12 protein-coding genes are annotated in these 12,857 nt (G+C 63.1%); 6 read left to right on the top strand and 6 right to left on the bottom strand.

What is annotated here, in order from left to right; genetic code table 11:
• Positions 1 to 259: 259 nt before the first annotated feature.
• The gene (locus NATPE_RS07715) at positions 260 to 2,515 is read right to left on the bottom strand and encodes an NADP-dependent malic enzyme (RefSeq protein ID WP_006182080.1); all 2,256 of its coding nucleotides are present in this window, start codon (positions 2,513 to 2,515) and stop codon (positions 260 to 262) included.
• A gap of 524 nt (positions 2,516 to 3,039) precedes the next feature.
• Between NATPE_RS07715 and rdfA the strand changes: the two genes are divergently transcribed.
• Together rdfA and NATPE_RS07705 are read left to right on the top strand one after the other, a co-directional pair.
• The gene (rdfA, locus tag NATPE_RS07710; RefSeq protein WP_015298887.1) at positions 3,040 to 3,666 is read left to right on the top strand and encodes a rod-determining factor RdfA; all 627 of its coding nucleotides are present in this window, start codon (positions 3,040 to 3,042) and stop codon (positions 3,664 to 3,666) included.
• 61 nt (positions 3,667 to 3,727) lie between these two features.
• Positions 3,728 to 5,683, top strand: a complete 1,956-nt coding sequence (locus tag NATPE_RS07705; RefSeq protein ID WP_015298886.1) for an archaea-specific SMC-related protein — start codon at positions 3,728 to 3,730, stop codon at positions 5,681 to 5,683.
• Between the two features lie 423 nt (positions 5,684 to 6,106).
• Here NATPE_RS07705 and NATPE_RS07700 read toward each other — a convergent pair whose 3' ends face one another.
• Positions 6,107 to 7,564 (bottom strand): MATE family efflux transporter, encoded by a 1,458-nt coding sequence (locus NATPE_RS07700; RefSeq protein ID WP_006182076.1) that lies wholly within the window; start codon positions 7,562 to 7,564, stop codon positions 6,107 to 6,109.
• Positions 7,565 to 7,731: 167 nt separating this feature from the next.
• On the opposite strand from NATPE_RS07700, the gene NATPE_RS07695 reads away from it, so the two are divergent.
• Entirely contained in the window at positions 7,732 to 8,145 is a 414-nt protein-coding gene (locus tag NATPE_RS07695) for a hypothetical protein (RefSeq protein ID WP_015298884.1), read from the top strand.
• Positions 8,146 to 8,154: 9 nt separating this feature from the next.
• Here NATPE_RS07695 and NATPE_RS22635 read toward each other — a convergent pair whose 3' ends face one another.
• Positions 8,155 to 8,295, bottom strand: coding sequence for a hypothetical protein (locus tag NATPE_RS22635; RefSeq protein ID WP_006182074.1), 141 nt, complete (start codon positions 8,293 to 8,295; stop codon positions 8,155 to 8,157).
• A gap of 192 nt (positions 8,296 to 8,487) precedes the next feature.
• On the opposite strand from NATPE_RS22635, the gene NATPE_RS07690 reads away from it, so the two are divergent.
• A complete protein-coding gene (locus NATPE_RS07690) occupies positions 8,488 to 8,973 on the top strand; it encodes a metal-dependent transcriptional regulator (protein ID WP_006182073.1) in 486 nt (161 codons plus the stop codon).
• Between the two features lie 116 nt (positions 8,974 to 9,089).
• On the opposite strand, the gene NATPE_RS07685 is transcribed toward NATPE_RS07690, so the two are convergent.
• The 3 genes from NATPE_RS07685 to NATPE_RS07675 form a co-directional block, all read right to left on the bottom strand.
• Positions 9,090 to 9,299 (bottom strand): hypothetical protein, encoded by a 210-nt coding sequence (locus NATPE_RS07685; RefSeq protein WP_006182072.1) that lies wholly within the window; start codon positions 9,297 to 9,299, stop codon positions 9,090 to 9,092.
• Between the two features lie 150 nt (positions 9,300 to 9,449).
• Positions 9,450 to 9,800: a DsrE family protein gene (locus NATPE_RS07680; protein ID WP_006182071.1), complete on the bottom strand. Its 351-nt coding sequence runs from the start codon at positions 9,798 to 9,800 to the stop codon at positions 9,450 to 9,452.
• Positions 9,801 to 9,958: 158 nt separating this feature from the next.
• A complete protein-coding gene (locus NATPE_RS07675; RefSeq protein WP_006182070.1) occupies positions 9,959 to 10,621 on the bottom strand; it encodes a helix-turn-helix domain-containing protein in 663 nt (220 codons plus the stop codon).
• A gap of 388 nt (positions 10,622 to 11,009) precedes the next feature.
• Here NATPE_RS07675 and NATPE_RS07670 point away from each other — a divergent pair, with 388 nt between their 5' ends.
• Together NATPE_RS07670 and NATPE_RS22140 are read left to right on the top strand one after the other, a co-directional pair.
• On the top strand, positions 11,010 to 11,297 hold the full coding sequence (locus NATPE_RS07670; protein ID WP_006182069.1) for a hypothetical protein: 288 nt from the start codon (positions 11,010 to 11,012) through the stop codon (positions 11,295 to 11,297).
• A 585-nt stretch (positions 11,298 to 11,882) separates the two neighbouring features.
• Positions 11,883 to 12,857 (top strand): hypothetical protein, encoded by a 975-nt coding sequence (locus NATPE_RS22140; protein ID WP_015298882.1) that lies wholly within the window; start codon positions 11,883 to 11,885, stop codon positions 12,855 to 12,857.

The raw sequence follows: 12,857 nt of genomic DNA, 5'->3' as shown, positions 1-12,857 counted from the left end.
TGTGCCATATCACACACCATTTGGGTATCCGTATGTGTTGGTTACCGAGGGTTTCTCCGAAAGCCGAGCTTGAATACCTCGTTACACGCTTATGTCTGTAATCAGGATCGAGAGGCTCACGCTGTCTCGAGCGTTCGTCGTCCGACCCGGGCCGGCAGACGTACAACGTTTCGAGGTGCTGCACGTATCGACGGCCCGAGACGGGGCGATCGAACTGAACGCGACGCGTGCCGGCCCAACGGACGGCCGGGGGAGCCGATCAGGACTCGTCGCCTTGCGCGTCGACCGTCGCGACGGCCGCGAGGTTCACGATGTCTTTGACCTCGTCGCCGCGCTGGAGGACGTGGACCGGTTCGTCCATGCCGACCAGCATCGGGCCGATCGCCTCGGCCCCGCCCAGCCGCTGGAGCAGCTTGTAGCCGATGTTACCCGCCTCGAGGTTCGGGAAGACCAAGACGTTCGCGGGCTTCTCGAGGTCGGTGAACTCGTAGGTCCCGGTCAGCATCTCCTCGACGACGGCGGTGTCGGCCTGCATCTCGCCGTCGACGGGGAACGCAACGGCGGGGTCGTCGCGGAGCCGCTGGGCCGCCTCGCGGGGCTTTCGGGTGCCCTCGTTGTCGACGCTGCCGAAGTCCGAATAGGATAGCAGGGCGGCACGGGGGTCGACGTCGAACCGGCGGGCCAGATCTGCAGTGTGGCGCGTGACTTCCTCGAGGACGTCGGCGTCGGGGGCCTGATTGACCGTCGCGTCGGCGACGAAGACCACGCGGTTCTTGAACGTCAGCATGTAGACGCCGGCCGCGTAGTCGGCGTCGTCGGCTGTCCCGATCACCTGCAACGGCGGCCGCAGTGCCGAGGGGTAGTGGTTCGTCAGCCCGGTGAGCATCGCGTCGGCGTCGCCGCGATCGACCATCACGCTGCCGAAGTAGTTCGTGTCGTCGCGGATCATCGTCTCGGCCTCGCGGCGGGTCACGCCGTTGCGCCGACGGCGCTCGTAGAGGTGGTCGACGTACTCGCCGTAGTCGCCGCTCCCGGGATCGACCACGTCCGGGTCGAACTCGAGGGCGAGGTCTGCGACCGTCCGCTCGATCTCGGCCGCATCGCCGATCAGGACCGGCTCCGCGACGCCCCGGTCGGCCATCTGGGCCGCCGCGCGGACGATCGTCTCGTCGGTCCCCTCCGCCAGCGCGATCCGCTTGGGGTCGGACTTGGCCTTGTTCAGCACCACGCGCATCATCTCGCGGGACTTGCCCAGTCGGGCCTCGAGGCGTTCGACGTACGCGTCGACGTCGAACTCGACACGGGCTGCGCCCGAGTCGATAGCCGCCCGCGCGACTGCGGGCGCGACCTCGAACAGCACCCGCGTATCGAGCGGTTTCGGGATGATGTAGTCCGGGCCGAACTGCAGCGGCTGGTCGCCGTAGGCCTTGACGACCGCATCGGGGACGTCCTGTTTGGCCAGCTCGGCTAGGGCGTGGGCCGCCGCGACCTTCATCGCCTCGTTGATCTCGGTCGCGCGCACGTCGAGCGCGCCGCGGAACAGGAACGGGAACCCGAGGACGTTGTTGACCTGGTTCGGGTAGTCCGAGCGGCCGGTGGCCATGATGACGGTGTCGTCGCGGGCCGCCTTGGCGGACTCGTAGTCGATCTCGGGCTCGGGGTTCGCCATCGCGAAGATAATCGGGTCCTCGGCCATCGAGCGGACCATCTCCTGGGAGACGATGCCGCCGGTCGAGAGCCCGACGAACGCGTCCGCGCCAACCATGGCGTCCGCGAGTTCGCCCTCGGGCACGTCGCTTGCGAATTGGCGGTTGTACTCGTTGAGATCGCCGGCCTCGGCCCGCTCGGTCGTCAGGATGCCGTCGATGTCGACCATGGTGATGTTCTCCCGGCGGACGCCCAGCGAGACGTAAAAGCGCGCCGTCGCGACCGCGGCCGCGCCCGCACCGGCGACGGTGACCTCGAGGTCGGCGAGGTCCTTGCCCGAGATCTCGACGGCGTTGAGCAGCGCCGCGCCGGTGATGATGGCGGTGCCGTGCTGGTCGTCGTGAAAGACCGGAATCGAGAGTCGCTCGCGGAGTCGCTCCTCGATCTCGAAACACTCCGGCGCGGCGATGTCCTCGAGATTGATCCCGCCGAAGGTCGGCTCCATGGCCGCGACCGCCTCGACGAACGCGTCCGTATCGTCCAGCTCGAGTTCGATGTCGAAGACGTCGATGTCGGCAAAGCGCTTGAACAGCACGCCCTTACCCTCCATGACGGGTTTGGAAGCCTGTGCGCCGATGTCACCCAATCCGAGGACCGCCGAGCCGTTCGAGACGACGCCGACGAGGTTGCCCTTGGTCGTGTACTGGTAGGCGTCGGTCTCGTCCTCGTCGATCTCGAGACACGGCGCGGCAACGCCCGGCGAGTACGCCAGCGAGAGGTCACGCTGGGTGTTCGTCGGCTTGGTCGTCGAAATCTCGATCTTGCCCGGTGGATCCGTCCGGTGATACTCGAGCGCGTCTTCGTCCATTGTTGTGATCGAGTGTCTTTGCCGGACCGACAAAAGTGTACGGCTGTGGCACTCGCCGCCTCGAGATTCGATCAGTGTATCAATCGTTTCAGCGGCTACGAGAGAGACACACGGCCGTTGCCCACTGGAAAACGAGACCCCGGCCGATCGATCGACAGTCCTTACAGGCATATTCGTGTAATAGGAAGCGCTACGATCGGGCTCGGTCGCCCACTCGTCGGACCGCTCACCGATACCCTCCCTGAATTGATCGATAAACAAAAAACTGCGTTACTGTTATCAGACATTTCGGTCGGTTTCAGTTCGGTTCACTCCTACCGAACTGGTCTCCATCCGTGGGATTTCGGCTCCGACGGTGTCGACGTCCTCGAGGTGGCAGCCGATCGTTACGTCTCGTGAACGAATGGGGATAGTTCCGGCCGCGACCGGCCGGTCAGCGGCGGTGGTTCGTTCGGTGGCCGCCGCCCCCAGCCAAACCGGTGACGACCACAACATTTGTAGGAGAGGCCGCGGTGCCATCCGGTATGGCAGACGACTCGCGTGGTGGGCGGCGAACGAAAGTCGAGCGAGTGATGGACCAGTACGGCCTCGAGGAGTGGGGGGAGCGCCTGGAGGCGGAGTGGATCGGCGACGGCACGGACCGAACGAGCCTTCGGGACCTCGCGACCGAGTTCAACGAGGCCGTCCTCCGTGCCGCTGTGCGCGAGGCAGGTGGTTCGGCCCTCGATACGGACGTCGGGTCGCTCTATCGAACGCTGACCGACGACGATGCATCGCGATCCGTCGCGGTTCGGCGACGGCGCGAACTCGAGCGGGCGGGCGTCGACGTCGACGCGGTCGAGTCGGACTTCGTTACCCACCAGACGATTTACTCCTATCTCACGAACGTCCGCGACGCCTCCCTCCCCGAGGAGGACACCGAGGATCGCATCGAGCGGAAGAAAGAAACCGTCCAACGGCTCGCCGGGCGGACGCAGGTCATCACGGAGTCGACGCTCGAGGAACTGGGGAACGCCGACGAAATAACCGACCGGGAGTACGAGGTGTTCGTCGATGTCCGGACGATCTGTGGGAACTGCGGTGCCGACTACGGAATCGCGGAGTTGCTCGAGCGGGGCGGCTGTGACTGCGACGCGCCCGACGCCGCGTGACGCCGATGCGAAACCGGCCGTAACCACATAGCATTTACTTTAGCGGCGTGAAAGGGCGCTCGTGTCATCTCAAGAGTCAGTCACCTCGTCGATTACCGTCGCGGCGGAGAATATCGGCGGAATCGATAGCACCGAGGTCACGCTCGCGCCCGGCGTGAACGTCCTGACCGGACGAAACGCGACGAACCGCACGTCGTTCCTGCAGACGATCATGGCGGCGCTCGGCAGCCGTCGGTCGTCCCTGAAAGGAGATGCGGACGACGGCCGCGTCGAACTGACCTTCGACGACGAGCGATACATGCGCTCGCTGACGCGGCGCAACGGCGAGGTCGTCTTCGACGGTGACCCATATCTCGACGAGCCGGAACTGGCGGATCTGTTCGCCTTCCTGCTCGAGTCCAACGAGGCCCGCCGTGCGGTCAGGAGCGGTGACGATCTCCGTGAGATCATCATGCGGCCGATCGACACCGACGAGATCGAGGCGGAGATCGACCGCCTCGAGGCCGAAAAGCGCGACCTCGACGGCCGGCTCGAGGAACTCGCCCAACTCGACAACGAACTGCCCGACCTCGAGTCCGACCGCGTCGCGCTCGCGAACGAGATCGAGGCGACCGAAGAGCGGATCGCCGATCTCGAGGCCGAACTCGAGGCGTTCGACCTCGACGTCGAGGCGAGCCGCGAACGAAAGGACGCGATCGAGTCGGCCTTCACGGACCTCCAGGAGGCCCGGACCGAACTCGAGTCGATCGAGTACGATCTCGAGACCGAACGCGAGAGCCGCGCCGAACTCGAGGCCGAACGCGACGACCTCACGGCGGAACTCGAGGCGTTCGACGACGACCCCGAGTCGCCGGATCGCCTCGAAGGCCGTGTCCAGGAGCTGCGGGACCGAAAGCGGTCGCTCGATACGACCGTCAGCGAACTCCAGAGCGTGATCCGGTTCAACGAGGAACGGCTCGCGGAGGACGGCTTCGACGTCGATCTCGAGGTCGACGACGGAGCGGCCGCGGACGACGACGGCGACGTGACCGACCAGCTGCTGGCGGACTCGGACGACGTCGTCTGTTGGACGTGTGGCTCCCGGGTCGACCGCGACCGGATCGAGGCGACGCTCGACCGACTGCGCTCGCTCCGCCAGCGGAAACTCGACGAGCGCAGCGATCTCCAAGAGCAGATCGACGACCTCTCCGACCGGCGAAAGGAACTGCGCGAGCAACGCCAAAAGCGCGGGGAGATCGAAACGCGACTCGAGGCCGTCGAGGACGAACTCGAGCGCCGCACGGACCGTATCGAGGCCCTCGAGGCCGACCTCGAAGAGCAGCGGGCACGCGTCGAAGACCTCGAATCGGACGCCGAAACCTACGAGAACGCCGAGTACGGCGAGGTTATCGATACCCACCGCGACCTGAACCGGCTCGAACTCGAACTGGAGGACCTCGAGGCCGAACGCGACGAGGTCGAAGCGCGAATCGCGGAGATCGAGGAGAAGATCGAGGAGCGAAGTGACCTCGAGGAGCGTCGCGAGACGGTCGAGGACGAACTGACGGACCTTCGAACACGGGTCGACCGGATCGAGGAGAACGCCGTCGACGCCTTTAACGACCACATGGACTCGATCCTCTCGATCCTCGAGTACCGCAACATCGACCGGATTTGGATCGAACGCCGCGAGCGGACGGTCCGGGAGGGCCGACGGAAGGTCTCGCGGACGGCCTTCGACCTCCACATCGTCCGGACGACCGAGGACGGCCGCACCTACGAGGACACCGTCGACCACCTCTCGGAGAGCGAACGCGAGGTCACCGGGCTCGTCTTCGCGCTGGCTGGCTACCTGGTCCACGACGTCTACGAGATCGTCCCGTTCATGCTGCTGGACTCGCTCGAGGCGATCGACTCGAACCGGATCGCCGACCTCGTGGCCTACTTCGAGGAGTACGTCGACTGTCTCGTCGTTGCCCTGCTCCGAGAGGACGCCGAGGCACTGTCGGAGTCGTACACGTACGTCGAGGAGATCTAGCGCTCGGCGATCGCCGACGTCCTCGTTCCGTCGCCACCTTCCGACCGATATCGATCGACCGGCCTTTATCCATCAGACCTCGAAACTTTTCGATGTCCTTTCGGTATTCATACACGAATTTCGATCGACCGGTTCCCCGGCCGGTTCGTCGGCGCCGGCCATCAGTCCGAGACGGAAAATCGACGGAACCGACGGACAGGGACCGTCCCTCTGGGGTATGATTCAGCTCGACCGGGACTATACACACGATGAAGTCAGCCAGTTCCTAATGCAGCCGTGGCCGGCGATATCGGCTCTAAGCCCGTCTGAGTGATCGTCGGCGATTCGCTCGAGCGATACTGACGGCATCAAGTGAACCCTTGCCTGCTAGTTCGACCGAAATCGTACCAGAATCGAACGATAGTAATAAGACTGGTATTTCGGTCAGTCGCCGGGCGAGGAGTCGGGTCGGTAGCCGCGGCTGATGGCCTTCCAGTGGCCGGCGGCGAACCGGTAGTAGGTGACGGCGGCCGGGACGAGCGTCTCGAGGATCAACGCGGCGTACAGCGCCCCGATTCCCAGCGGCGTCACGGCCTCGAGACCCGGCAGGGGGACGGCAACGGCACCGAGGGCAGCGACGGGAAGCGCGAACGCGTATAGCCCGAGTACCTGCCCGTAGAACGGCCAGCGGGTGTCGCCGCTGGCACGCAGCGGGCCGGTCGCGCCGCCGCTGATTCCGCGGAAGACGACGCTCACGCAGGCGACGACGATGAACGTCGTCACGAGTGGGAGGATATCGGGATCGTCGACGAAGAGCTGGCCGACCCGCTCGGCGGAGACGAGAACCAGTGCCGCGCTACAGCAGTAGACGGCGGTGCCGAACCACAGCACCTCCCAGCCGTAGGTGTCGGCGTCGCCCTCGTCGCCGGTGCCGAGTTCCTGCCCGACGAGGCTGCTCGAGGCCAGCGAGAACCCCCAGCCGGGCGTGTCCATCAGATCCCGAACGCGGCGCGCGACGACGTAGGCGGCCACCACGTTCGGCCCGAACAGGGCGACGATCGCGAGCATGGGAAACTGCGCGCCCCGGCGGGCGACGTTGGTGAAGACGAGCGGCGTTCCGATCTCGATCACGTTTCGAACGTCCTCGAGGGTCGTGTACGGCCGCGAGACGTCGATCCTGACCGGGAACTCGCCGATCACCGGGAGCCGGCCGAACGCGAACCCCCCGACGAACGCCGCCAGCACGAGGACGTTGGCCAGTACCGTGCCGATTGCCGCCCCGACGACACCCAACTCGAGGACGAACAGCAAGACGGCGTTGACCGCGACGTTGACGACGGCACCGCCGGCGCGCAACGCCATCGGCGTCCAGGCGTCGTCGGCCCCGACGAGGGTACGGCTGCCGATCAGGTTCAGGGCGGCGACGGGAACCCCGAGGGAAACGACCCGGAGGTAGTCGGCACCGTAGGAAACCGACGCGGCGTCGTCGCCGACGAGTCCGATCAGTTCCGCGGGAACGAGCCAGAACAGGGCCGCGAGCGGCACGGTGATCGCGACGACAACGAGCGCGCTGGTCGTCACCGCCAGCGAGAGGTCCTCCGTTGCGCCCGCGCTGAACCGCTGGGAGACCAGCCCGATCGTCGCGCCGGCGACTCCGCCGCCGATCCCGAACGCGAGCGCCCAGAACGGCGTCGCGAAGCCGACGCCGGCGATCGCCGCCGGTCCCAGGGCGATCCCGACCATCGCCACGTCGGCCGCCGACTTCGACATCCGGGCGATCCCCGTGACGATCCGCGGCCACGCGAGGTCCGTCGTCCGCACGACGCGCTCCCGGTCGACGACGCCGGCCCGCGCGAGCAGGAACCCGATCGATAGCAGGAGCCACCGGAGCGGATTCGGCACTCGAGAAACCACGCCTCGCGGTTCGTGATTCGACGCTAAAACGCTTTATACTGCCTTCGTTTCTCATGGACGATCGTTCGAATCGACCCCGCAGTGACGGTGTTCCCAGCCGACCGGTGGTCGGATTTATCCGACTCGAGCGCGTCGGATCGAGTCGACCTGAACCGATGACCAGCGACGATCGATACAAACTGTTCGGCGTCTACGTCTCGCCGCCGGTCTTCGACGCGCTCGAGACGATTCTCTACGAGGAGGCGGGCGTCGTCGACTACGCGAACTACTTCGAGCCGACCGGCTCGACGGTGCCGGTCGGCGATCCGGGTGCGGACGCGACCGCCCAGCTGGTCGCCGACCTCGTCGCGGACTTCGCCGACCTGTACGATGCGGCGGACTTCGGGGCTGCTCGCGCCGTCGACCCCGAGGCGTTCGAACTCGCGCAACTCGCCGCCGAGCCGGAGACGGTGGCCCGCGCCCGCGAGCGGTTCCAGGCGGCGGCCACGATTCAGGAGACCGACAGCCGAACGGTCCACACCGCGATCCTGGCAGCGGCGCTCGAGGGGGTCGACGGCCCCGAAGAGTGAGCCGTCCGCTCAGGCTTCCTGCAGGTCGACGATACGCACCCAGTGATCGCCGTGTTCCGCCTCGTGATCCCTGGCATCCCTGTTTGCGTCCGCCCAGTCCGCGTGTTCCCGCTCGAAGTCACAGCCGTCACACCGCAACTGGTACACCATGCGATGAGCTACCACTCGAGGTGAGTTAAGTTTCGTCGCTACTATCTCCGGTCGGAGTTCTCGACGGTTCGATACCGTTCGATTCGCCGATACACGTCCGAACCCTCGGAACACACGTTCGTCTGTAATTGAATTGAGGAACATATTCGGGGGTCATGACTCGTGGGTTCCCGTGGTACGGTGTATCGAACGATGACCTCCGCAGACGCGGCGATGGATGCCGCCGAGACGGCCGGACCGTGTACGTTACGCAGCCCGACCGCAGGGTGGTACCTCCTCACCGTCTCCCGGCTCGCCGCTCGGGGAACGGGACGGGTCGGAACCGGTGACCTCGCCGAGCGACTGGACACCAGCCCCGCAAGCGTCACCGAGATGGTCGGACGACTCGCCGAGGACGCCGTCCTCGAGTACGAGAAGTACGCCGGCGTCGAGCTGACGCCCCGCGGAGCGGCGATCGCCGAGTCGCTCGCGTGGCGACAGTGCGTGGTCACGTCCTTTTTCGATCGCGTCCTAGCGTACGATATCGACGACTACACCGCCTATCGGATCGGATATACGATTCCCGAAGCCGGCGTCCACCGACTGCAAGAGCGGATCGACGATCCCCGTGTCGATGCCTGCCGACGCATCGGCGAGGGGTCCGACGGCTGTCTCGTTGAGGCTCACGCCGAGGGCTAGCGGGACCTCCTTTCAGTCCCGATCACCGATGGCGGGCGCTTGGCCCGGCCGGCGAATCGACAGCGACGACCGGGACCGGACGGTCGTCAGCCGAGTTCGTGCCCTTCGAAACGTCGTTAGTCGGATCGGTGTGATTCCATCGCCGCACCGTCCTCCTGTGGCCACATCGCCCAGGCCAGGAGGGCGATGACGACCGCTAGCCCGACGATACCCGTCTCGAGGACGGACAGCGTGATACCGAACCACGAGAGGGCCGTCCGGAACTCGACGACGAACGGGATGAGGACGGCGATGACGACGAGAAGCGCACCCTTGGAAAGTCGCATAGTTTGGTTCCCGTCATATGTTGGGCCCGAAACCGCCAAAGGTTGGTGGTGAACATGTTCGTCACCAGTTGTCCGTCGTCGAGCGACCGCTCGAGATCAGCGATGCTCGGCCGGGTCGATCCAATCGCCTCGTCTCCGAGTCGCGGTCGGTCAGACCGTGTGGATCTCGTAGCCCTCGTCCGCGAGGGCCGCGACGTCCGGTGCGTGTTCGGTCCCGTCGATCTCGAACCCCTCGGCCTCGACGGCCGCCGCGACGCCTTTGAACGTCGCACAGTGGTCACAGACTCCGGCAACGAGGTCCTCGTCTTTCGCCCGTTCGTAGGCCGCTCGTGCCGGCGCGGGCCGGTCCTCGATATCTTCGAACCAGTACGTCGCGGCCCCATCGAAGTAGACCCGCGCCTCGTGGCCCGCCGCGTCCAACTGCGCGGCGTAGGTCAAGGAGTTCGCGAACTTGCCCGGTCGCTCCGGATGCGAGAGGAGGATGAACGCGTGTTTCGTCATAGCCGGTTCGGGAGACGGCCGCGACCCGGATAGTAACCGTCTCGAATACCTTCCCCGGCTCGACTTAGGGGGTCCGACACGCGGTCTCGAGGCGGCAGGGCCGTCGGCTGCGGGCATCGGGTTCCGAGGCTGTTTCCGGTCGCGAGACGCGGGACCGTTCAATCGGCGCGAATGGAGATATCGGGCTGGTGTTCGCAGTCCCCGGTCACGAACTGTTTCAGGACACGCTCCTCCAACCGGTGGAGCGTCTCGCTACACGTCGACTTGGCGATGTCGAGTTCGTCCGCGAGTTCGACCAGCGTGATCCGGCGCGGCGTGTCGTAGTAGCCGCGGTCGATCGCTTCGTAGAGGAGCCACTGCTGTCGGTCGGTGAGCAGCGACTCGGAGTCGGCCTCCGGTTGCACCCGCTCGAGCGAATACGTGATGCCGGAGTCGGTCAGGCTCTCGCCGAGCCGCGAGAGTTGCTCCTGGGGAATCGTCGTCTCCAGGGCCATCCGGCCGTCGCTGATCTCGAAGGGGGTCCGAAGCGGCACGCCCGACGACTGGATCGCGGTCAACACCACCGGCGTCGTCGTCTCGAGTTGGAGACGCCGCCGGTGACAGGCCGTCTCGAGGACCGTCACGTCAGTCACCGAGTCGTCGGCCCGGAAAGCTTCGCAGATCCGGTCGGCCGACGACCCGAGGACCTCGAGCCGGGCGGCTCCCGTCCCGTCGGTGGCCGTCGCCGCGAGGACCCGAAACCGGGCGTCGGGGTAGTCGCGTGATATTCGGCCGATCCATGCGTCCGTTGGAATCGTGACGGTGAGTTCGACGTAGGGCATGATGTGGGGCGGTCGCGATCGGCGTCGGTGCGACACCGGTCGGACTCGAGCTACCCCACTGTTTTAGGCACACCTAAGAATAGGTTGGCGCGGATATGTTCGTCGCTCACGTAAATACCCCAGTCGTATGGCGGGGTCGTCGGCTCGGTCGGACCCACCATATCGGCGATGTTCGCGGTAGTACCGAACGGCCGTGTTCGAACGAGCGGGCGACTCGAGTCCCGCGAAATCGACGCCCGACTCGAGGAGCGACAGCCCGTCGATAGCCGTGGCCGGCCCTCGAGTGTGGGACGACCCGTTCGACCGCGAGCGGCGAGCGCGTATTTAAACGACGATCCGGATCGATTCGTCAGAGTCCCTATCCGCGGTCCGCGTGTGAGAACGACCGATGACTGATCACGAATCCGGCGTCGCCGTCACGTTCCACCCCCAGACGTGGACCGATTCGGCGGGCGCGGCACACGATTGGGACCGGAAACAGTTGCTCCCCGCCGAAGGGCGGGACCCGGTCACCTACGTCGTCCCGCTCGAGGACGGCACCGACGAGGACGGCACCGTCTACCCGGACGAGTCCTACGAGGCGAATCAGTTGCAGGCCCACCCCGCGGCCCCGGACTGGGTGCGCGAGTGGGACGGGCCGTACTACGTTACGACGGAGTCGGTCTCCGAGGGGTGAGCGATTCCCGGTCGGCGGCCGTCGCAGCCCATCTATTCACGCAGCCTCTAATAATTATAAGTTTGTCACGACAATATCAGAGAACGGAAGCGCTCTCCTAGGGACTGCACGAAAGTCCCGGGTGTACCAGCACCCGAGACGCGCTTCCAAACCCCAGCGGTTTGCAAGCATGATTCCGTACCTACTCACGAGGCATAAAAGTCTCGCACGATCCGTAGCGCGTCGGTATTCGGTTGGGTTTGGCTCGAGCGGGCTCGAGCGATGCGGCCAGCGCCGCCCGAAATCGCCGTCCAAGAACTGCGGCACTCGAGGTGGCGGGAGATGAGTTCCGACGGCACGCTCGGGACGTGTTCACGCTGTGGCCGCGACGTACTGATCACCCACTGTCTCGGCCCCGGGGAATGCTATGCGTGGCCCTGTGGGTGTCGTCAGCCGTCTGCAGTGGTAGCGAATAAGGTTGATTCATAGCATCAACCAATCTAGCTAGCTTATCAGATGAATAGTCATCATGTAATACACTCAACTAATTTATATCTACTGGAACGAAAAGGATTAGTGATAAACAGGCTAGTTGATTTTTGATAGATGAGGTTAACGTATAACGTCGGTAGAACCGGTCAAATCAACTTCTCTACTATCACCGATATATCTCTCGCTTCTAGGAGTGAAATAGCAGATTCACCCATTATATTCTCTACCATTCTACTATTGCTAATCTTATATTTTATATTTGGTGGTGGAGGAAAGATCAAAGATCTAAAAGAGATAATCAAGAAAAATATAATCGCAGCAATAGTGTCTGGATTGATACTATGTTTGATATATGGTGTTATCAGCCTCCTTTTCAACTTTTATATATCGAACTCATTATCGATAATAATATTCTTGCTGTATATAAGCAAACAAAGAATGGAGGGAAGAATCCACCCGAAAAGCTACCAAATATCAATGATTTCATCCCTCAGTCTTGGATTTATATATGTATGGAACACACAGTTTGATGTCTTTATTTCTACTCTTGTAGTTATAGCCGGATGGTCATTAGATAATGAAATAACAATTCTCAGCATAATACTGACGGTAGGAACAGTAGTATTTTCATACTTAGGCTGGAGGGAAGCCGCAATACCAAGCAAGTGGGATATTGAAGAAGGATTGAATAATCGTTTTAAGAACGACAATATTTCGCTAAATACTGACGGTAATGAATTTGAATATGAATTCTCATACATACTTGTCGAGGGGAAGAAGAAATACTTACCACAGGGGCATTTTTCAGGGAAAGCAACTCTCACTTTTTCTCTTCCTGAGGATCTGTACTTTGATGATGGACAATTCCAAAAGGAACTGTGGCCATATGATTGGGCGTTAGAAGCATTAATTGAAAATAACACGGCCATAGTTGTTGTTGATTCTATCAATTCTGGACATATAGGTTTCTATACAACCAAAGTATCTAAGGCACTGCTAAGTTCTACTAAACAACAAAAAACAATAGCCGGTGGTGAGAGAATAATATGTAGGTTGAAATATAGTCGTAATCTCAGCTTTGCACGTTGA

The sequence above is a fragment of the Natrinema pellirubrum DSM 15624 genome (genome assembly GCF_000230735.2).
GTDB lineage: Archaea > Halobacteriota > Halobacteria > Halobacteriales > Natrialbaceae > Natrinema > Natrinema pellirubrum.
The sequence above is the reverse complement of the archived record's forward strand: the minus strand, read 5'-3'. Positions and strand labels throughout refer to the sequence as shown.